The following is a 20,166-nucleotide window of genomic DNA, read 5'->3' as shown; positions in this document are numbered from 1 at the left end:
CGGCGTCTCGTATACGTGTGAACTGGGGGAGAACGCGTGGACTTTGAGGATGTCGCAGGGCTTCACGATCACCCGGCATGGCGGCTGTTACGGGCTGATCATGCCCCGCTGGTGCTGGCATTCTGCGGTGCGGTGTTCGTCGATGAGAATGCCCGAGGCGTCCCCGAAGTGGTCCTCGTCTCCCGTCTGGACGACCAGCTGTATGACCTCAATGAGCGGGGAGCCGGCTCGTTCCCGCGGCCGGCCGCGGCCTACCTGACGGAGTGGACCGCCAACGGATGGCTGCGCAAGTACTACCCGCCCGGTGAGGACGAGGCACACTTCGACGCGACCAGCGCCCTGGAGAAGGCGGTTGCTTGGGTCCGGGGGCTTCCCGCCCGCTCCTTCATCGGAACCGAGTCCCGGCTCAACACGATCGTCGCCCTGCTGCGGCAGATGGCGTTCGGGACCGAAACCGATCCGCAGGCACGGATCGACGAGCTGAGCCGCGAACGCGATGCGATCGACACCCAGATCGCACAGCTTCGCGCCGGCGAGGTCGACATGCTGTCCCCGCTGGCCCTGCTCGACCGCTACCAGCAGGTCGAGACCACCGCGGTCGAACTCCTGCGGGACTTCCGCGAGGTCGAGGCGAACCTGCGGGAACTGGACCGGCGCCTTCGCCACGACGTCGCCACCGCAGAAGGCGGCAAAGGCGATCTGCTGGCAACGTTCCTCATGGACCGCGAGGCAATCGCAGAATCCGACCAGGGCAGGAGCTTCCAGGCATTCTTCGACTACCTGCTGTCCCCGCAGCGGCAAGACGAACTCCGCGACCTGCTCGGGCAGGTGAACCTGCTGCCCCAGCTCGACGGCAAAACCAACCGCAACCTGTTGAAGATCCCCTTTGCATGGCTGGAGGCTGCCGAGAACACCCAGAACACGGTGCGCCAGCTCACCGAACAACTGCGCCGCTTCCTCGCCGACCGCGGCCAGGACGAGAACCGCCGTGTCCAGGATTTGGTGCGCTCCATCCAGCGCCGCATCGCGGAACTCGACGGGCACAAGGACCTGCCGGGCCTGGAACTGGACCTTCCCCAGGTGGAGCTGGCACTGCCCATGGAACGGCGGCTGTACATGCCCGTCGAACGGGTGGAACTGGACAGCACCGTCGAGGAAGCGCTCGACGACGCGGCGGAGCTGGACATCTCGGAACTCATCGGCGGCGTGTACGTGGATCCGGAGATCCTCGCCATGCAGGTGATGGAAGCCGTCCGCGCGAGCCTCAGCGGACAGACGACCTTGGCCCGCGTCCTCGAGCAGCATCCCCTCACCCAGGGGCTGGCCGAGCTGCTGACCTACTTCCAGCTGGCCCGGCCAGGCCTGGACGTCGTGATCGATCCGGACCGCACCTGGGAGCTCGTCTACGACAGGGTCGGCTCAGCCGGCCGCACCGCGGCCACCGTCCCGCGGGTGACCTTCGTACGCAACGACGACGGCGAAACCGCCGCAGAGGGGGAGCAGCCGTGAGCGACACACTGACCGTGCCCGTGGTGAACCTGCTGAAGGCAGGCGTGCTCTACCAGAGCGACGCCCCCGCCGTCTGGGACCAGATCGTCGCCCACCAGGCCGCCATCGGCGACTACCTGGCCGTCCTGGGCCTGCACCTCGTCATCGATCCCGCCGAAGGGTACGCATTCGCACGGCAGCGCGATCCGGACACGCGGGACGACGGCGTCAGCGTGCCCCGGCTCGTCACGCGTCACCGGCTGTCCTTCGCCGTCAGCCTGATGCTGGTGCTCCTGCGCGGCCGGCTCGCGGACAGCGACGCCACCTCCTCCGACACCCGCCTGCTGTTGTCCCGCGACGACCTGGTGGAGATGGTCCGCGGCTTTCTGCCTCCGCGCAGCAACGAAGCGCAACTCGTCGACCAGATCGACACCCACATCAAGAAGCTCTGCGACCTCAAGGTCCTCAGAGCTACCAAGCAAGCCGGCTGGTACGAGGTACGACGCCATCTCAAAGCCCTGGTCGATGCCCAAGTACTCGGCGACTACCACGACCTCCTCGCCACCTACCGCGACACCCTCGACGCCCCGAAGGACGACGCATGAGCCTGACCACCGCCGCGGCGCCGCTTCCCCAGCAGCACACCCCCGCCGACGGCGCTCCCGCCGTCGGCCCCGGCTTCAGACTCACGCGGATCGAAGTGCTGAACTGGGGCACCTTCCACCGCACCGTCTGGTCCTTCAACACCGACGGCGCCAGCGCCCTGCTGACCGGCGCCGCCGGATCGGGAAAATCCACCCTGGTTGACGCCATGACCACCCTGCTGCTCCCCGCCCACAAGATCGCCTATAACAAGGCCGCCGGAGCCGAAGCCAAAGAGCGCGACCTGCGCTCCTACGTCCTGGGCTACCACAAGAACGAGCGGGTTGAAGCTACCGACAGCACCCGTCCGGTGGCACTGCGGGATGCCACCAGCCACAGCGTGATCCTCGGCGTCTTCACCAACTACACCCTCGGCACGCACGTGACCCTCGCCCAGGTTTTCTGGGTACCCGACGCCAACACCAGCCAGCCGGACCGCTTCTTCCTGACCGCCGACCGGCCCCTTTCCATCGAAGCCGACTTCACACGCTTCGGCACCAGCATCACCGATCTGCGCCGCCGCCTGAAGCAGACCGGCGCCACCCTCTACACCAGCTACCCCCCGTACGGGAAGGCTCTGCGCCGCAGCCTCGGCATCCCCAGCGAGCAGGCCCTCGACCTGTTCCACCAGACCGTGTCGATGAAGGCCGTCGGAAGCCTCGACGATTTCGTCCGTGAACGCATGCTCGAACCCTTCGACGCCCAGGCAGCTGTCGACAAGATCGTCGCGCACTTCGACGCGCTGACCGCCAGCCACGCCGAGGTGGTGCGGGCCCGGCAGATGATCGAGCACCTGACGCCCATCGTGGAGGCGTGCGACCGCTGCGATGCCATCCAGGCACAGATCACGCTCCTTGCACGGCGCCGCGACGCCGTGCCGCTCTTCTTCGCCCAGCGCCGCGAAGACGCTCTGACTCAGCTCGGCTCAGACCTGCACACCCGCATCCGGCAGCTCACCGAAGAACAGCACAAGCGCGCCCAGCACCTGGGCGGACTGCGATTGGCCGCGGAGGGCCTCAGGCGCCGCATCGACGGTGCCGGAGGCGAACGGCTGGTGGAACTGAGGGCCAGGATCGACGAGCTCGGCCGCGAGCGGGACCGCCGCCGCAAACGGGCGGGCGAGTACCAAAGCTGGCTCGAGCGGGCGGGCCTGCCACCGGTCAACGACCCGGCATCGTTCCACGAACGCGCCAGTCAGATCAGCCTCGCCCGCGAAGACGCCACCCAGCACGAACAGCAAGCCCGCCAGGAACTCGATGAGCTAGCCGTAGCCCGCCACGCCAACACCACGGCGACCGAAGCGGTCCGGCGGGAGATCACCAGCCTGCACAGCCAGCGCTCCAGCATCCCGGCCCGGCTGCTGGACCTGCGCCGGGACCTGGCCGCCGCTGCCGGCGTGGCCGCGGAAGAACTCCCCTTCGCCGGTGAACTCATCCAGGTCCGGGACAGCGAAACCGAGTGGGCCGGAGCCGCCGAACGCGTCCTGCGCGGCTTTGCCCTGTCTCTTCTGGTCCCCGAAGCGCACTACGCGAACGTCTCGCACTGGGTGAACGGCCGCCACCTGGGACTGCGACTCGTGTACTACCGCGTGCCCGCACATATCCGGCCGGCAGAACTGCCCACGGATCCCAGCTTCCTGACGGGCAAACTGGAACTCAACCAGGACAGCTGGGCGCACGACTGGCTCGCCACCCAGCTGCGCTCCCGGGCCGACTACCACTGCGCGGACGACCTGGACACTTTCACCCGCTCCACCCGCCAGGCTGTCACCAAGCAGGGCCTGATCAAGAACGGAGGCGGCCGGCACGAGAAGGACGACACCTCCCGGGTCGACGACCGCCGTTCCTGGGTCCTCGGCTGGACGAACCAGGCCAAGCTGACAGCCCTCCTCGAGGAAGCACAGCGCCTCACTCAGGAGAGCGCCGAGATCACCGAACGCACCCGCGCGCTCAAGCAGCAAGAGAGTTCCAGGTCCGGCATCCGCGATGCTCTCGCCCTCCTCGCGAACGTCGAGAACTACCACGAGATCGACTGGCAGGCCGCCGTCCTCGAACTCGAAGAACTGCAACAGCGCAAGCAGACCCTGGAGACCGAAGCCGGCCTGGACCAGCTCACCACGGAGCTGCAGGAGGCCGAAGAAGGAATCACGCACGGCACCAAGGACTTCGACACCGGCCAGGAACACCTCGGCAGTCTCCGCAACGAACACAAGCGCGTAGCCGCCCAGCTGGACAAGACCACCACATTCCTCCAGCACGCCGATCTCACCGACGTGACAGAACACCGTGACGCGCTCACTGCGTTCCTGCCCGGCCCCACCGACAGCGTGCACCACCTTCTGGAGCAGTTGGACGCCGCAGAGACCCTTGCCGCACAGCAGCTTCTGCACACCCGCGAAAACCGCACAGAGGCATACCGGCGCGCCGCCTCACAGACAGCCTCGAAGATGGCGACCTTCCGGGACACCTACCGTCAGTTCACCACCGACCTCGACAGCAGCATCGAAGCAGCGGACGGCTACCGGCAACTGCACAACCGTCTCACCGACGACGACCTCCCCCGCTTCGAGACCCAGTTCCTGCAGTACCTGCGCACCAACGTCATCCGCGACATCGCCTCCTTCCAAGCCCACCTCAGCGCCCAGGAGCAGCAGATCCGCGAGCGCATCGAGGTCATCAACGCCTCGCTCGCCGCCATCAACTACAACCCCGGCCGCTACATCCGCCTCAACGCCGCGCCCACCCCAAGCGTCGAGATCCGAGACTTCCGCCGGGACCTGCGCACCTGCACCAGCGACGCCCTGGCCACCGATCCCGACGACGCCTACACCGAGGAGAAATTCCTCCAGGTCAAGCAACTCCTCGACCGCTTCAAAGGACGCCCCGAGCACACCCGCCACGACGCCGACTGGACCACCCGCGTCACCGATGTCCGCCGCTGGTTCATCTTCAACGCCAGCGAAGTCAACCGCGCGGACGACACCGAACACGAGGTCCACTCCGACTCCGGCGGCAAGTCAGGCGGACAGAAAGAAAAACTCGCCTACACCATCCTCGCCGCCTCCCTCGCCTACCAGTTCCGCATCGACTCGGGCAACAGCAAGACCTTCCGCTTCGTCGTGATCGACGAAGCCTTCGGACGGGGCGACGACCCCTCCGCGCACTTCGCACTCGATCTGTTCCAGCGCTTGGGCCTGCAGCTGCTCGTGGTCACCCCGCTACAGAAACTGCACGTCATCGAGCCGCACGTCACACGAGTCGGCTACGTGGACCGCCCCGACACAGTCCGGTCCCGCCTGAACACCCTCACCATCGAAGAGTTCCGGGCCGCCCGCATGAAGGCAGCCCAGATGCCGGCCCCCCGACCCGGGTCTCAGCCATGACCACACGCCACTGGACCAGCCCCGAAGACGTCATCGAAAGCCTGCGCCGAAAATGGAACAGCGGCCGCTACCTGGCCGCAGCCGCACAAGGCCACCCCTTCGAGGCCATCTCCGTCCCCCTCAAAGGCCCCACCTCCACCGACGTCAACCGCCACTACAGCAAAGCCCTTGAATGGGCACAGTCCTGGGCAGCACACCACCACCCCCACATGCGGATCCAGACCAAAACCATCGGCGGACACCACAACACGCCGACGAACACGATCCCCATCCGGATCTGGGTGGACACCCTGCACCAGCTCGTCACCCTGCTGCAGACGACCGCCGAAGCCGACCTGTTCCACACCCTCCACGCCGCCACAGCCACCACGGACCCGGCCCTCACCACGTGGATGGCCGCCCATCCCATGAAGGTCCTCAAAGCCGCCCCCCACTGGCAGCGCCTCATCGACACCGTCACGTGGTTCCGCAACCACATCGCAGCCCCGGTATATCTACGACAGATCGACGTCCCCGACGTCGACACCAAATTCATCGAGGCCCACCAAGGCATCCTCGGCGAACTCCTCGACCACAGCCTCCCCGCCGACCGCATCCACCACGAAGCCCCGAGGAACGACCTCGCCGCCCGCTACGGCCTGCTCAGCAAGCCCGCCTACGTACGCCTGCGCCACCTCGACGACCCACCGGGCCCCTACAGCGAACTCACCGTCCGAACCAGCGAACTCACCGCAGCACCGCCAGGCACCCATACGGTCATCGTCCTCGAAAACGAGATCACCTACCTCTCCCTGCCCCCCACTCCCGGCACCATCGCCCTCCTGGGCTCCGGCTACGCCGCCTCGCTCCTACGCCACCTGCCCTGGCTCGCCGACATCGATCTTTGGTACTGGGGCGACATCGACACCCACGGCTTCGCCATCCTGAGCCGGGTACGCAGCCATTTCCCGCACACCCGATCCCTCCTCATGGACCGCCACACCCTCCTCGCCCACCGAGCGCACTGGGGCGAAGAGAAACACCAGACCACCGAACCACCGACGCATCTCACCCCGGCAGAAGCCCAACTGGAACAGGACTTGCGTCTGGGCACCTACCAGCCGCATCTGCGCCTGGAGCAAGAACGCATCCCCATCAGCTCAGTAGCGCACGCCCTGGCGGGGGCTGAGCGGACCGCCACAGCACCCGCCGCACTGCGTTGATGCCGTCCTCTGTTCGGTGCACGTTCCACCACGCCGGGCTGGCCCAGCCCGGCGTGCGACGTGCGGTGAACGCGGCGATGAGGGCGCCCACCGACGATGCGGCCCAGCCACCGTCCGGGCCGGGGCGAGGTATGCCTACGGCTACGGCTACGGCTGGGGCTGGGGCTGGGGCTGGGGTGCCGGACTTTTCGGTGCAGGCACGGACTTCTTGGCAGCCGCCTTACGGCGACGCTCGGAGAACTGTTCGTACTGGACCGTCAGCACGTAGATGTGCTCCAGCAACGCCTCGGTGAACGCCAGAGCGTCTTCAGCGTCCTGGCGCTTGACCGCCGTGTCGCCATGAGCTCCGTCATTACCGACGAAACGCAGGGCATTCGCCCAGTCCAGCAGCCGGCCCTCGATCTTGTTGTTCTGCTCCAGCCACTCGATCTTCTTCGCCAGGGTGCCCCCGGTGGCACCCTGGTCCTTGCAGATCAGCTCCAGGGTCCTGCGGGCCATCGTCGCCGTCGCCGAGTAGGCACTGGCCTGATGGAAGCAGCGGTACGCCTCCTGAAAAGCGCGCTGCACCCTGAAAGGCGCGTCGACCACCGGTGCACCGTTGGGCCAGACATTCTCCGGACTGTCCCACTCGTCGATCCCGTGCACGTAGTCGCTGCACAACACCATGGCCGTCCGGCACGTGGTGCACGCGACCAGGATCACCCGACGGGGATCCTCACGGCCGATGTCGTCGTCCGGTGGTTCCACCACCTCGCCGTGAACAGCGGCGAGTACCTTTTTGCGGCACACGGGACAGTCGGCGATGAGCATGACATCGGCTGAGGAATCGGTCTGCGTCACATCTGGGAGACTATCCCCAGCCACGCGGTCTTGTGATCGAACTGGCGCAGCCCAAAACGCAGTTACGAGCCCGGCCGAGGCGTTGTGCGCACGCTCCGGTCCACGTCAGCTGGTGAGGGCCTGCCCGTGGGCGTCGATCGGTGGGGGAAGCGTCCGTAGCCGTTCGGCCAGGGCGCTCGCGTCTGCGCCGGCATGGCTGGTGAGCATGCCGGTCAGGCGAGAGAGCCGGGTGCGGGCGGTGGAGCGGAGCCGGGCGGCGGGGACGCGGTCGAGGACGTCGTGCGCCCGCTGGGCCGCGTCCCGGGCAGTGCCGGAAGTCTCGGCCTGGGCCAGGACGAGGGAAGCTGCGGCCCAGCCGGGGGTGCCGCTCGGGCATGCGGCGAGCGAGGACTCGGCACAGGCGCGGGCGTCGTCGGCTCGGCCGAGCGCCAGGTAGGCCTCTGCCTGGTGTAGGGCGAGTTCGGCAGCGTCGAAGCCGAACCGGCCCGGGGCCTCGGGTTCGTCAGCGGTGTCGAGTTCGTTCATTGCGGTCGTGAGGGCGTGGTCGGCGTCGTCACCGCGGCCGGCGGCTGCGAAGGCGGGCAGCAGCGCCCACGCATGCAGCTGCGCCCGGACGCGCCCGGGCGCAGCAGCGGCGGCTCCCCGTTCGGCGTGCTCGACGGCCGACTCGATTCGGCCGGAGGTACGGGCGACCATGCTCTGCGCGCCCCACGCCCATGCCTCAAGCCTGCGGTCGCCCGTCCGCGCCCCGTGCGCTGCGGCGGTGTCGAGGTGGACGCGGGCGCCGCTGACGTCGTTCAGGTGGTAGGCGAGGTTGCCCAGGAGGGCGGACAGCCATCCCACCTGCCGCCGCACGTCCTCGGTGGCCGGACCGGATTTCAGCGCGGGCGTCAGGAGCTTGCGGACGTCGCGGACCTGCTCGAACAGCACGTGCGGGGGATGCTTGCTGTAGTTCAGCGCGTAGTGCTCGACGGCCGCTTCGGCCAGGTCGACGACAAGCGGACTGCCTTCGGGGCTGGCCAGAAGAGCCAGGTGCAGGCTCTCGCGTACCGCTGGCAGTCCCGCGTCCGTGGTCATCCGCATCGGCTCCTGTTCGTGCGGGCCGTGCCCGTCGTCGGCGGCGGTGTGAACTCGACCGTACCGGAACATGCCCGGCCCGGACGCCCACTGGTAGCGGTCCAGCCCGAGTTGCTCGGGACGGGCGCCGTAGGCACGGCACAGCATCACGGTGTACTCGTCGTCCGGCCACCGGCCCGCGTCGTGCTCCCAGCGGCACAGCATCGCGTCCGTCAGGCCGCGTGGCCGCAGCCCTGCGTCGACGTAGAGCGCGGCGACCTGCTCGATAGCGTCCGCGCGTGACCAGCCCAGCGCCAGACGCCAGGCTTCCAAAGCGGTGACCTCCACCAGCGCGGTGCGGATCTCGGTGACGGTCCGCTCGACCGTGTGATGCTCGCGCTGGCAGCGCATCCTGATGCGCTGCGCGGCACGCTGGATGGCGGCTCGGCGGGCGCGGGTGACGGTGGCCATGCGATCCCCCCGGGGCGGGCACGGACGAGTGGACCATGCCGTGCTCACGGTATCCGCTCGGCTGCGCTCCGGGCACATGGCGAACATTGTCCGCAACGGGCAATCACTGGCTCGCAGTTGAGCAATGACGGGCCGTCAGCCGACCGGCAAAGGTGGTGGAGCGGCCACTTTCCCGGCCGCTTCCCCGACATCCAGGAGGGCAGCACCATGCCGACGAACACCAGCCCGACCCCCGCCGCAGCGCGAGAGTCCGCCGGTCTGATCCGCGGCCGGCGGGCCATCGCCGCAGCCCGCGGCCGCGGAGCGACCCCGTCCGACGGCGGCGGCACCGGCCGGTCCGACGGCAACGACTGACGGGCCGAGCCGGCGATGACGCAGCTGCGCATCGCGGAGCGTCTGGGCCAGGACGGGTTCCTGGCCCAGACGCTGCACCGCGACTACCGACACGTTCCCGGCACCCTCTCCAGGGCCGAACTCGGCGCCCTGGTCTCCTTCGATGTCGTCAACGACATCGTGGCCCAGCACCGGCTCCAGCCACCCCGCCTGCGCCTCGCCCGCGACGGCGACATGCTTCCCCCGCACCGGTATGCGACGGCCGTCACCACCCGCCGCTCCACGGTGTGGCAGCGCGTCCACCCGGCCGAGCTGCACCAGCGGCTCGCTGAGGGCGCCTCCCTCGTCATCGACCAGATCGACCACCTGCACGAACCGATCGGCGACCTCGCCGCCGAACTGGAAGGCTGGCTGCGGGCGCCCGTACAGGTCAACCTGTACGCCTCTTGGACGGCCACGGAAGGATTCGGCACCCACTGGGACGACCACGACGTCATTGTGGTGCAAGTAGAGGGCGCCAAGCGGTGGCGCCTGTTCGGGCCCACCCGCCACATGCCGCTGCACCGGGATGTCGCCGACCCCGAGCCGCCGCCCGACGATCCGGTCGCCGAACTGGTCATGCGGCCGGGCGACGCGCTGTATCTGCCGCGCGGCTGGTGGCACGCCGTCACCGCAGACCAGGACACGCACTCACTGCACCTGACGTACGGCATCACCCCGCCGCACACCGGCAGCCGACTGCTGGACTGGCTCGCCGACGAACTCCTCGCTTCCGAAACCTTCCGCGTTGACCTGCCCCTGCACGCCGGGCAAGCGGCACAGGCCCAGTTCCTTGCCGTGCTCGGCAAGGAGGTCGCCACCGCACTTGAGGACCCGCACCTGCTCGACCGGTACGCCGCGGCCCAGGATGCAGCGGACATAGGCCGCTTGCGGCCGTCCCTGCCCCACCTGGCCACCGTGCCCGCCGATGCGGGTCTGCGGGTGCGGCTGACGACCGGCCGGGCCCGGGCCACCGCAGTAACCGTGGACGGCGAGGACCTGGTGCGCATCCAGGGCGCCGGTCAGGAGGTCGACGCCGCGGCCGCGGCCGCGCCCCTGTTCCACCGGCTCCTGCAGGCCGGGTGGCACCAGCTCGGCGACCTCGCCGAGGTGGCAGGCGTATCCGTGCCCGATGCGGCCGCCCTCGTCACCGAGCTGGTCGCGGCGCAGATGGCGACCGTCCATACCGGGAGAGATTCGTGACTGCCTCCCTCGCGCTGGGCACCTACCGGATTCCCGGTGACAAGCTGGCCACCGCCGCCCGGCGAGCGGCCAGCTCCCCGTCCGCCTGGATCGACACCGCCCCCAACTACTGCCAGGGCCGGGCCCACCAGCTGCTGGCCCCCGCCCTCGCCGACCACCCCCAGCTGCACATCGCAACGAAGGCTGGATTCCTCACCGAGGCGGCCGCGCACGCCGCCTGCACCGCCGGCGTCATCCCCACAGCGGAGGTCCGGCACAGCATGGCTCCCGGCTTCGTCCGCTGGCAGACCGCCCGCAGCCGCACCGAGCTGGGCCGCGACCGGCTGGATGCGGTGTTCCTGCACAACCCCGAGCACAGCCAGGGCGACCGTCACGACCTGGCCGGCCAGCTGCGTGCGGCGTTCGCCGTCCTCGAAGAAGCCGCGTACGCCCAAGAGGTGGCCGCCTACGGCGTGGCCACATGGAACGGCTTCACCCAGGACGCATTCACCGTGCCGCTGCTGGACCGACTGGCCCGCGAAGCGGCCGGAACCCCCGAACACCACCTGCGCTTCCTTCAGTTGCCCGTCAGTCTGGTCATGGCCACCCACCTGGGCGAGGCCCTGGGGGGCCACGGGCCGATCACCCAGGCGGCCGACCGCGGATGGGAGGTCCACGCCTCCGCCCCGCTGCACGGCGGGGAACTCCTCACCCTGGCCACGCCCGAGATCGCCGCCCTCCTCCAGGAGGCCGCCAGCGTGGCCGCCGCGTGCCTGGCGGCCGCCGCCTCGTGCCCGGGTGTAGGAAAGGTGCTCCTGGCCGCCGGCCGGACGGCACACTGGCATGACGCGCTCGACGTGACCCGCGCACCCGCCATCTCTCCCGCCACACTACGGACGGTCATCGATGTACTCGCCGCCCCCCTCTGACGACGACGCCAAGCGCATGGCGGCCGCGCTCATGCGCGCGGCCGCCATGCTCGGCGCCACCGTTCACGGCCCGCAAGTCTGGGGCTGGCATGGCCGCACCCTCAGCCACCGCGCCAACCACCCCGAGCACGGCGCGTCCTGGCTGCGCCTGCTGTCCGTGCCGGAGCAGAAAGCCGGCGGGAAGCTCTGGGAGGGCACCGAGCGGGCCCACGCCGCGTTGCCCGCTGTCCGCAAACCCACGCTCCACGCCCTGCACGACCACGCCGGCGACGGGTACGCCTACCGCACCGAACTGACCGCCTACGTCGACGAACCCGTACTGTCCCCAGATCCAGTCCTGCGCCAGGAGCTCAACCTGACCGACGCATGGTTCGCCACGATCCGCACCACCCTGTCGACCATCGCTGCCACTCCCACCGACCGCACGGCCGTACGACAGGAATGGATCTCCCGCGCCGTCCCCGAGTACACCGGCCAACCGGCACCCCAGATCCAGCACTGGGACTGCGCACACGGAGACTTCCACGCCGCCAACCTCACCCAGGGCGCCACCCTCCTCGACTGGGAAGGCTGGGGCCTCGCGCCCCGCGGCTACGACATCGCCATGCTCTACACCTATGCCCAACTCGCCCCGGCCACTGCCGCACACATCCACAGGGAGTTTGCCCCGCTCCTGGACAGCGCCGCAGGCGGGACAGCTCTCCTCGTGGTCTGTGCGGAGCTGCTGCAGTCCGCATCCCGTGGCGACCACCCTGAGCTGACACCCAGGCTTCGCGCGCTGGTCGATCGGTGCTGAGAGAGTTCACTCACCGGTGTGTCCGCGAGACCTCCTCGGATGGCTGTTCTGCTACGGCCCGAGCCGCCGGTTCCGCACCGGAAAGCCCCAGGCGCGACTGACGGGACAGACGTCGAACCGGCGGCGGAGGCCGGGGACGAGGTCCGTAGTCGCGGCCACGCGAAGCGCGCCAGACCGTGTGACACAGGCTCAGTTCTTCGTCCGGCCGATGGCCTGCCCGGGAACGAGGCGGGCCGCGATCCGAACCATGGCACAAATGGTGCGACGCTGGGGGTGGCGTACCGGACGACGGCCCTTGTGGCAATTCCCGACGCCAGGGTGGTCAGTGGGCCGTGGGTCGGCTTCGTTGAAGTTCGAGCAACACGCGACGAGTTGCTTTCTACCCTGGTCAGGAGACCACCGACAGGTTCCGTTTCGCAGTGGACGTGTCCTGTTGTCCGCTGCCGGCGAGGCTTGTAAGGGTGAGACCGAACAGGAGTCTGTTCATCTCTTCACTGGTCAGCCCCAGTTCTGCCGCGACGCCGGAAGGTCTGACGTGCTTCGTACGCAGCGCGGCGAAGACCTTCGTCAGTACCTGCGATGTCTCTCGCTGTCCCATGCCCTCGGGTTCGTCGGACCGGTACCCCAGTCGGCTCAGCTCCGCGCACGTCGAGCGGTACTGCCAGTCGGTGAGAAGTCCGAGGTCGTGCATGCGGTACGTCAGGGCCATGGCAGAGACCTTCCAGATCCGCTTGCCGCGGAGGATCTGGTCGAGGTGCGCGCCTGAGGGCATGTGGCCAAGGACGCTCGCCCTGGGCATCAGGAACGCGGATGCGAACTCGTTTGCCTGCCGTTCGGCTTCGGGTCCTGAGCAGGCGTGCTCGCTGCCGTGCATCACGAGGTGCCCGAGTTCGTGAGCCGCATCGAAGCGACCTCGCTCGGCTGACTTGAGCGTGTTGAGGAACACGAAGGGCACGCCGTCACGCCATACCGCGAACGCGTCGACCTCGGCGTGGTCGGGGTCCAGTGAGAACACCCGCACCCCGTGTGCCTCCAGAAGATGGACCATGTTGGGGGCCGGCGCCTCGCCCAGCCCCCAGCGGGTGCGGACCATGCCTGCGGCCGTCTCCGGGTCGGGCTTGCCCAGCGAGGGGACGTCCACGGCGGGGAGACGGAACCTCTCGTCGATCCAGTCGTAGAGCATCGCACCGAGCGTTCCGGCCGCCCGGGCGGCATCCAGTACCCGTGTCGAGGTCTTGCTGCGTGCCCGCCAGGAGATTCCTTCGCAGGGGAGCTCATCCAGCGCGGAACCTGCGAAGAAGGAGGCGGGAAACTCCAGCGCAGTTGCGATCTTGGCCAGTGTGTCGGAGCGCGGGGCGGTGCGCCCGGTCTCGTAGTTCGACAGGCTCTGCAGCGATACCCCGGCCCGGGCCGACAGCTCGGCGAGGGTCAGCCCTCTGCGCTTGCGGGCCAGTGCGATTCGGGACGGGGTCACCATGTGGACTGCCTCAGTTATCGGTGGTGCACGGTGGGGCGGCAAGGTCCGCCGCCCCACCCACGGGCTCAGCGGAAATCGACGGCGATGTCGATCTCTCCAGGCCCATCATCATTCAAGGGTTCGATTCCGTCCATCGTGAGCGACGGAAGCGGAATCCGCCGTGCCCATTCGATCACGTACCCGTCCTCGAACCGCTTAGGCTGGGACAACTCGCAGTCGATACGCACCGCGTCCCCGGTCTTCGTCCGGTAGGACAGCAAGAACCAAGTCTTCAGCGCGCAGGCTTCCTCTTCACTCAGCGCCACACCCTGGGGCCCGGCACCGGCCGCGAACAGCGCCGTCTGGACATGAACGGCTCCCTCGCCGGCGTTGGCTCGCGTGACCTGACCGGTCGCCGCGCCGCGCCGGCGTGCGTTCTTGGGCAGCAGGCTCACCCGTCCGGTGGCCGCGTCGGCGACCATCACGCCGATCGCGACCGACCGGTCGGCACTGCAGACCAGTTCCAGGCGGCCGTGCACGAGCCGCGCCCATCCCTCGTGTTCGATGTGCAGCTCGCGAAGGGTCCGCACATGCGCCTCGTAAGCCCTCCGGCCCGCCGTGCCCGTCGGATCGTTGGGGACAGCGGTCCGCCTCGCTGCCTCACCCGCACGCAGCGCATCGTGCAGGAACTCCAACCTGGTCCCCATGCCCCCCAACTGGGCCCGGACATCGTCAGGTTCAGGGGACGGCGATACAAGGGGCAGGACCAACGAGACCTCCGGGAAGCGACAGCAAAGTTATAAGGACTCTACCGCAGATGAGGTGCCGCCTTTATAAGAGGCGGCGAGCTGTCCCGTCGTCACGCCGTAACGTCTCCACAGCACTTCGCACCACACCGGCGAGTCGGCGCAGGGGTCATCGTCCGGACGGTCCCGGCGTGCTGCGCCGACGGTGCCGCGAGTGCTCAAGACAAGACGGGCAGAGGAAAAAGCGGCCACACGTCGTCATGCCATCCTCCAAGGCACGCCGCACACGGGGTCGAGAAGGACAGAGCTACCACGGGGCAGCGGAAGTCCCCTCGGCTGTCAGTCCGTTCGCCAGCATCGCCCGCCACTGCCGGTCTGCGTCGTCGCCCTTGCGTCGCGCGGCAAGGTCCTCCAGCGCCTGCCGGTCACCCGCGTCGGCGGCCAGCCGCGCGAAGTGTTCGGCCTGGGCGAACTCACCCGCCGCTTCCAGGTGTTCGCAGAGCAGACCGGGCGCCCATCCCAGAGCTTCGTCGTAGGCACGCCACAACAAGGGCATCACCTGCGCACCTCCGCGGCGCAGCGCCAGGCGGCGCAGCGCCCAGGACCGCTGGCTGGCCGGTGCCTGCCAGGCGAGCTGCTCGGCCGCCTCCAGCCGGCCCTCCTGCTTCGCGGCCCCGGACCAGCTCCCACAAGGGCGTGGTGTAGCCGCGAGCCGCAGCATGCAGAGCCCACTGGTCGGCCTCACCGGCCAGACCGGCCTGCTCGGCCCGCTCCACCAGCGCCCGGACGGCCTGTCTCACCCGGGCGGCCGCCGCACGCTCCAACAACACCCGGCGCACGGCATCGGGAACCTGCTCGTCGCGCAGGGCACGGTGAGCCAAGGCCCACAGCGCCCACGGGTTCGCCCGGGCCACTTCACTGTGCAGCAGCGACTCCGCCTCCTGCATCTGCCCGCGCTCGCGCAGACGGCGCAGCAACTGCTCCAGCGCCCAGGCATTTCCGGCCTCCGCGACCTCCCTCAGCGCGCCGTCGCCCGCCGCCGCACCCTGCGTACCGTCCAGCAGAGCCACCAGCTGGCGCAGCGCCCACGTCTGCCCGGACGCCATGGGCAGCACGGCCGGGTCGAGGTACTCGCGAAGCGACCGGCCGCCCATCTCGAAGTCGATGAGGGCCACTCCGGCTTCCCGCTGCCGACGACGGCGTTCGAAGACAGCGATAGCACCCCGGTACAGGCGGCCTGCAACCGCGCTGCGCCCGTCGGCCTCAGCCTGCTCGGCGAGCTCCTTCAACGGGGTGGCCTCGCCCGCGGCGAAAGCCTCCCGGGCGGCCTGCTCCGCCTCGTCCGCGGACCCGCCCGCCAAGGCAGCCAGCTCGCCCAGCGCACGGCCGTCGCCCGCTGCCCGCAGCACCATCCGCGCCCCGTCCAGGTCGCCTCGCTCGCGCAGGTCGCCCGCGTAGGCGCGCAGGATGTCCGGATCGCTGCACTTGGCGACCTCGGCGTACCAGCGGGCCGCCTCCTGTGTTTCGCCGTCCAGCATCAGGGCGCGGGCCAGGTGCAGCTGGGCGGTGGCGTTACCCCGGGCCGAAGCCTCCCGCACCAGCTGTTCGGCCTGCTCCTCCTGCTCCTGCTCCAGCAGCGGCATCAGCAGCTCCTCCAGGACCTCGCCGTCACCGGCGAGCGCGGCCTGCTCCTGGACACGGCGGGCTTCGCCGGCCCGCTGACGCTCCTGCCACAGCCAGGCCAGAGACTGCCCGGCCTGAAGGTCACCCAGATCCAGAGCCCGCTGATACAAGCCGGCCGCTTCGGCATCACGCCAGCGTGCCTGCGCCGCCTGTCCCAGCGCCCGCACGAGGTGCGCATCGGGCAGGTAGCTGCGGGCCGCGCGCCAGAACGAGGCCGGGGGAGCGGAGAACCGGCGCTCCATCCGCCCGACATGGTCCATGTAGTCGGCCAGCCGGAACCCGTCCCGCCCACCGCCCGCCGGCCGGGCCCGTACACGGCTGAGCAGCCCCCGTACGCCCTTGCTCGGCTGCTGCGTGTAAGCGAAGGCGTCCTCCAGCCAGTCCTCGCCCAGCGCGTCGTAGGCATCGTCGCTGAGATAGCCCTCGGCCGCGGCCTGGAGGAACTCCCGCTCCACCAGCGTCACGCCGCCCAGCCGGCTCGCGTCCATGGCGGCACTGATCACCGCACGCGCCGCGGGCGGGGCCGTACGGTAGCGCTCCAGCAGGGCCGGAGCCCCTGCCAGGTACTGGGTGATGCGGCCCTTCGCGGTATGCGCCAGCGCGTCGGCCAGCCGGGGATCGTGGCCGCCCACCGTCCGCGCATCCTCCAGCTCCTGCGCCTCGAACGCGGCCGGCACGTGCACGGCCTTGCCCTCGAGCAACGCCCGCGCCTGCGCATACGAATCGGGCCTGCCCGCCACGCGTGAGGCGGTCAGCGTGTCCCAGAACTCCGGCCAGACAGTCCCCACAACGAGCACCGGCCCGTTCGTGCTGTCCTGCAACATCTCCCGCAGACCAGCCGCAACCTGCTCAGCGCCCGCGCCGGCCTGCTCGCCGACGTACTGCTGCAGCTCGTTCAGCCAGATCGCGGTACGCGGCGCGATGCCCTCCTGCAACGCGTTCGCCAGAGCCCGGGCCGGCGATGGGTCGAGCGGATGCCACAGCCGCCACCCGGCCGGCAGCTCGGCCACCGCCTCCCAGCACGCCCTCGTCTTGCCCGAGGACGACTCACCGACCAGTACCATCATCCGGCTCGCACCGCCGACGGCCTGATCCACCACCCCACGAACCACCTCATCGTGGGCGCGCCGCACGTACAGCGGCAACGCCCCCGGCAACGCCCCCGGCAACGCCCCCGGCAACGCCCCCGGCACCGCGGCCGCCACGTCGACGGGCCGGTGCACCTCCCACTCGCTGAACGCCTCCTCAGGCCGCAGCTCGGCCACCAACCGGCCCCGGACCGGCGCCCGCAGCGCGGGCCCGTCTCCCGGGACCGGGCGAGCAGGACGGCCGCCGCGCCGCTGCCGGCGCTCCTCAACGGCCCGCTCCCACAGCCTCGGCCACCCCCCAGGCGCCCCCGCACGGCCCGCCTGGCGAGCCTGCTGGGCGAAGAAGGAGACCAGGAACTGCACCACCCGCGCCTGCGACGGCACGGACCGCCCCGCCAGCCAATCACTCAACGAGGACGTACTCAGCCCGACAGTCGGCCGCTGCAGCCGCCCCTGACGCACCACCGCCGCCAACGGGGGCGAACCCGCCCTCTCATACAGGCCCTTCAGCATGGCTGCAAAAGCCTGCGCCGCCGTGCCCTGTTCCACCCGCACCCCTGCATCCACCCGTCCGCCCACCCCTGCCCCGGAAAACCCGCCATATGGGCACTGACCAGCGTAGACGCTCCCCACCCTCCATCCAGAACATCGCCGGAAACCTGCCGGACGGAACCCAATAAGGCCACCAAGAGCCCGCCACACCGGCGGACCCGCCCCAAGGAGGCCACGCCCATGTACCGACTGCTCGACCTGCTCAACAGCCCCCTCGCCACCACCCTGTTGGCGACCCACTCCCTCACCGTCGGGGGACTCGCCCTGACCGCCGTATACGCACCGACGGCCCAGCGCCGGCAAGCCGCCCTCAAAGCACTGGCCGTGCTGCTCGGCCGCTCGCAGCGCCCCCGCGACTGAGCATGCCCGCCCGGACAACAAGCCCCAAGCCGGGCTGAGTTGGGTGGAGGGACGACCCCACCAGCACCGAGCTGCGAGTTCACATTTGGGGTGTGAACCTTCCAGCGGTTCCGGTCGCCCCGCCACTCATCAGCGAGGACCGCTCGGCCGATCTTGGGTATGGCCGACACGCCTACCTGCGGCGCTCCAACGAGGGGCAACCGCACCGGTATACAGGCGATTCGCCAATGTCCCAGCTCAGCCTGTCCTTCCAGAGGAGCTGCTCCCCGGCCTGCAGCCTTCCGCGTGTGGGCCCCGCGGGCGAGGGCGAGATCAGTACCGCCAGTGCCAGCGGTTGTCCGTCGAGTCCAACCGGCAGTAGATCACTGTGCCCGATGAGTCCGTACCCGAGGTTCCCGCCAGCGCGTTGGGGCAGTACTGCCCAGCCTGATAGCAGTTACCGGCCGGAGACTTGGGTGTGCACCCGGCAGGCTTGGGCGGCGCGTAGGTGGGCGTGGACTTCGGCGGCGTATGGATGGGCGTGGGTTCGGGCGAGTCCGTAGGGGTGGGCGTGGACTTCGGCTTCCCCTTGCGCATGCACAAGTCGTAGGTGTCGTCGAAGTAGATCGCGTAAGACTTCGGTCCGATCTTCTTCGCCCGGCAGACCAGCCTGTTTTTGTGTCGTGCAATCGAGGACAAGTCCGTCACGGAAGACACGTTGTGGTCCTCATTGTGGGTGTAGAGCTTGATCTCATAACCCGCCTGAGCCAGCGCGTCGCCGTGGGCGTAAGTCATGAAGTCCAGTGAGAATCCAGAGCGGTCAGCGTGCTTTGCCGCGCTGCCCACGCTGTTCTTGACCAGGTCGCCGGTGTCAGGGAAGGGCTCCGCCGAAGGGGGTTGCGTGGGGGCGGACCCGGCTTCGGAGGCGGCGTTATGCGGCATGTCACCCTTCGCGTCAATCTCTCCGCTGCCGCACCCGGCGAGCAGGGCGGCGCAGGACATGATCAAGACGGGTATGACAGCGCGTCTCACTGAGTCTCCTGGAGTGGGGATGTTCAGCCAGGAAGTTACCAACAGCATGGCCGACACGCCTACCTGCGGCGCTCCAACGAGGGGCAACCGCACCGGTATACAGGCGATTCGCCAATGTCCCAGCTCAGCCCGTCCTTCCAGAGGGGCTGCACCCGGCTGAGATGAAGGAGCCGACGGCAACCCCGAGCACTTCAAGCGGCAATGGGGGAGTACCGGAGCAACCCAGCGGCCGAAGTGGCAGATCAGGCCGTAGCCGGGGACGGCCCGCCCGGTCACCGGATCAGCGGACTTACTGGCGATCCAGGAGATCTGTGGAACCCCTGCGGCACTGCGACTTACCGCTTGGACGCGAGAAGACAGGCGAACAACGCATAAACCCATACTCCTGATGCCACCGCCCAAACCTCCTGACGCCGTCAGGCGGCATCTCCTGAAAGACGAGGAACATGTACCTGCTGCCACCGCGTGCCGTCAGACATGAACCGCACCAAAAAACACAACACCTGCTCCAGCAAAGGAAACTGAACGTTCCTCAGTCCTGAGATAGCCGGAACGCCGCACCCAAGCTCCCCGGACAGGGAAGCGCAAGCAACCCAAATATCTGTGCAACCCACCCCGTTATGACATCACCGGCGCCGCCAGGCGCCGGTCCTCAACTCTCACTGTTCCCTCCCCGTCAGGGGAGGAGCCTTCACTACCCCTCGTCCTGCCGCCAGGCAGGACACCCACCCCTCTAGCCGAGCGGGCCGCCAGGCCCGCCAACTCACACAGAAACCAACCAAGTTGGCCCGCCAGGGCCAACCCCGCACACGACAACCAGTCGTGCCGCCAGGCACGACGACAGCACCTAACGGGCCGTCAGGCCCGTAGGTGGCCGTCAGGCCACCTTAAGAGCCTGTCGGCTCTTAAG

Annotated in this window: 15 protein-coding genes; 9 read left to right on the top strand and 6 right to left on the bottom strand. The window is 69.0% G+C overall.

What is annotated here, in order from left to right:
• Positions 1–36: 36 nt before the first annotated feature.
• Genes AB0N07_RS33395 through AB0N07_RS33380 form a run of 4 tightly spaced genes read left to right on the top strand, consistent with a single transcriptional unit; the run spans position 37 to position 6,714 of the window.
• Entirely contained in the window at positions 37–1,509 is a 1,473-nt protein-coding gene (locus tag AB0N07_RS33395; protein ID WP_365841541.1) for a DUF3375 domain-containing protein, read from the top strand.
• Positions 1,506–2,093, top strand: a complete 588-nt coding sequence (locus AB0N07_RS33390) for a DUF4194 domain-containing protein (protein ID WP_365841539.1) — start codon at positions 1,506–1,508, stop codon at positions 2,091–2,093. Before AB0N07_RS33395 ends, AB0N07_RS33390 begins: the two co-directional genes overlap by 4 nt.
• Complete coding sequence (locus tag AB0N07_RS33385) at positions 2,090–5,512, top strand: SbcC/MukB-like Walker B domain-containing protein (protein WP_365841537.1); 3,423 nt, start codon at positions 2,090–2,092, stop codon at positions 5,510–5,512. Before AB0N07_RS33390 ends, AB0N07_RS33385 begins: the two co-directional genes overlap by 4 nt.
• Complete coding sequence (locus AB0N07_RS33380; RefSeq protein ID WP_365841535.1) at positions 5,509–6,714, top strand: Wadjet anti-phage system protein JetD domain-containing protein; 1,206 nt, start codon at positions 5,509–5,511, stop codon at positions 6,712–6,714. The genes AB0N07_RS33385 and AB0N07_RS33380 overlap by 4 nt, the downstream gene beginning before the upstream one ends.
• Positions 6,715–6,861: 147 nt before the next feature.
• Here AB0N07_RS33380 and AB0N07_RS33375 read toward each other — a convergent pair whose 3' ends face one another.
• Entirely contained in the window at positions 6,862–7,554 is a 693-nt protein-coding gene (locus AB0N07_RS33375; protein ID WP_365841532.1) for a DUF4145 domain-containing protein, read from the bottom strand.
• Positions 7,555–7,659: 105 nt separating this feature from the next.
• Positions 7,660–9,081, bottom strand: a complete 1,422-nt coding sequence (locus AB0N07_RS33370) for a Twin-arginine translocation pathway signal (protein ID WP_365841530.1) — start codon at positions 9,079–9,081, stop codon at positions 7,660–7,662.
• Positions 9,082–9,288: 207 nt separating this feature from the next.
• Between AB0N07_RS33370 and AB0N07_RS33365 the strand changes: the two genes are divergently transcribed.
• From AB0N07_RS33365 to AB0N07_RS33350, 4 genes are read left to right on the top strand one after another with little or no spacing between them, the layout of a single operon-like run.
• Positions 9,289–9,435 carry a hypothetical protein gene (locus AB0N07_RS33365; protein WP_365841528.1) on the top strand — a complete coding sequence of 49 codons (147 nt, stop codon included), beginning with the start codon at positions 9,289–9,291 and terminating at the stop codon, positions 9,433–9,435.
• Between the two features lie 15 nt (positions 9,436–9,450).
• On the top strand, positions 9,451–10,656 hold the full coding sequence (locus tag AB0N07_RS33360; RefSeq protein WP_365841526.1) for a cupin domain-containing protein: 1,206 nt from the start codon (positions 9,451–9,453) through the stop codon (positions 10,654–10,656).
• Positions 10,653–11,564: an aldo/keto reductase gene (locus AB0N07_RS33355; RefSeq protein WP_365841524.1), complete on the top strand. Its 912-nt coding sequence runs from the start codon at positions 10,653–10,655 to the stop codon at positions 11,562–11,564. Before AB0N07_RS33360 ends, AB0N07_RS33355 begins: the two co-directional genes overlap by 4 nt.
• A complete protein-coding gene (locus AB0N07_RS33350; protein WP_365841522.1) occupies positions 11,542–12,360 on the top strand; it encodes a hypothetical protein in 819 nt (272 codons plus the stop codon). Before AB0N07_RS33355 ends, AB0N07_RS33350 begins: the two co-directional genes overlap by 23 nt.
• A 388-nt stretch (positions 12,361–12,748) precedes the next feature.
• Here the strand turns inward: AB0N07_RS33350 and AB0N07_RS33345 are convergent, their stop codons facing one another.
• The 3 genes from AB0N07_RS33345 to AB0N07_RS33335 all read right to left on the bottom strand — a co-directional run bounded on the left by AB0N07_RS33345 (position 12,749) and on the right by AB0N07_RS33335 (position 17,717).
• Entirely contained in the window at positions 12,749–13,837 is a 1,089-nt protein-coding gene (locus AB0N07_RS33345; RefSeq protein WP_365841520.1) for an XRE family transcriptional regulator, read from the bottom strand.
• A gap of 65 nt (positions 13,838–13,902) precedes the next feature.
• Complete coding sequence (locus tag AB0N07_RS33340) at positions 13,903–14,511, bottom strand: hypothetical protein (RefSeq protein ID WP_365841518.1); 609 nt, start codon at positions 14,509–14,511, stop codon at positions 13,903–13,905.
• Positions 14,512–15,035: 524 nt separating this feature from the next.
• Entirely contained in the window at positions 15,036–17,717 is a 2,682-nt protein-coding gene (locus AB0N07_RS33335; RefSeq protein WP_365841516.1) for a hypothetical protein, read from the bottom strand.
• A 348-nt stretch (positions 17,718–18,065) separates the two neighbouring features.
• On the opposite strand from AB0N07_RS33335, the gene AB0N07_RS33330 reads away from it, so the two are divergent.
• Positions 18,066–18,245: a hypothetical protein gene (locus AB0N07_RS33330; RefSeq protein ID WP_365841514.1), complete on the top strand. Its 180-nt coding sequence runs from the start codon at positions 18,066–18,068 to the stop codon at positions 18,243–18,245.
• 312 nt (positions 18,246–18,557) lie between these two features.
• On the opposite strand, the gene AB0N07_RS33325 is transcribed toward AB0N07_RS33330, so the two are convergent.
• A complete protein-coding gene (locus tag AB0N07_RS33325) occupies positions 18,558–19,232 on the bottom strand; it encodes a hypothetical protein (RefSeq protein ID WP_365841512.1) in 675 nt (224 codons plus the stop codon).
• Between the last annotated feature and the right edge of the window lie 934 nt (positions 19,233–20,166).

It is taken from the genome of Streptomyces sp. NPDC051172 (genome assembly GCF_040682555.1).
GTDB lineage: Bacteria > Actinomycetota > Actinomycetes > Streptomycetales > Streptomycetaceae > Streptomyces.
Note: the sequence above shows the minus strand (reverse complement) of the source record. Positions and strands in the feature narration are given on the sequence as shown.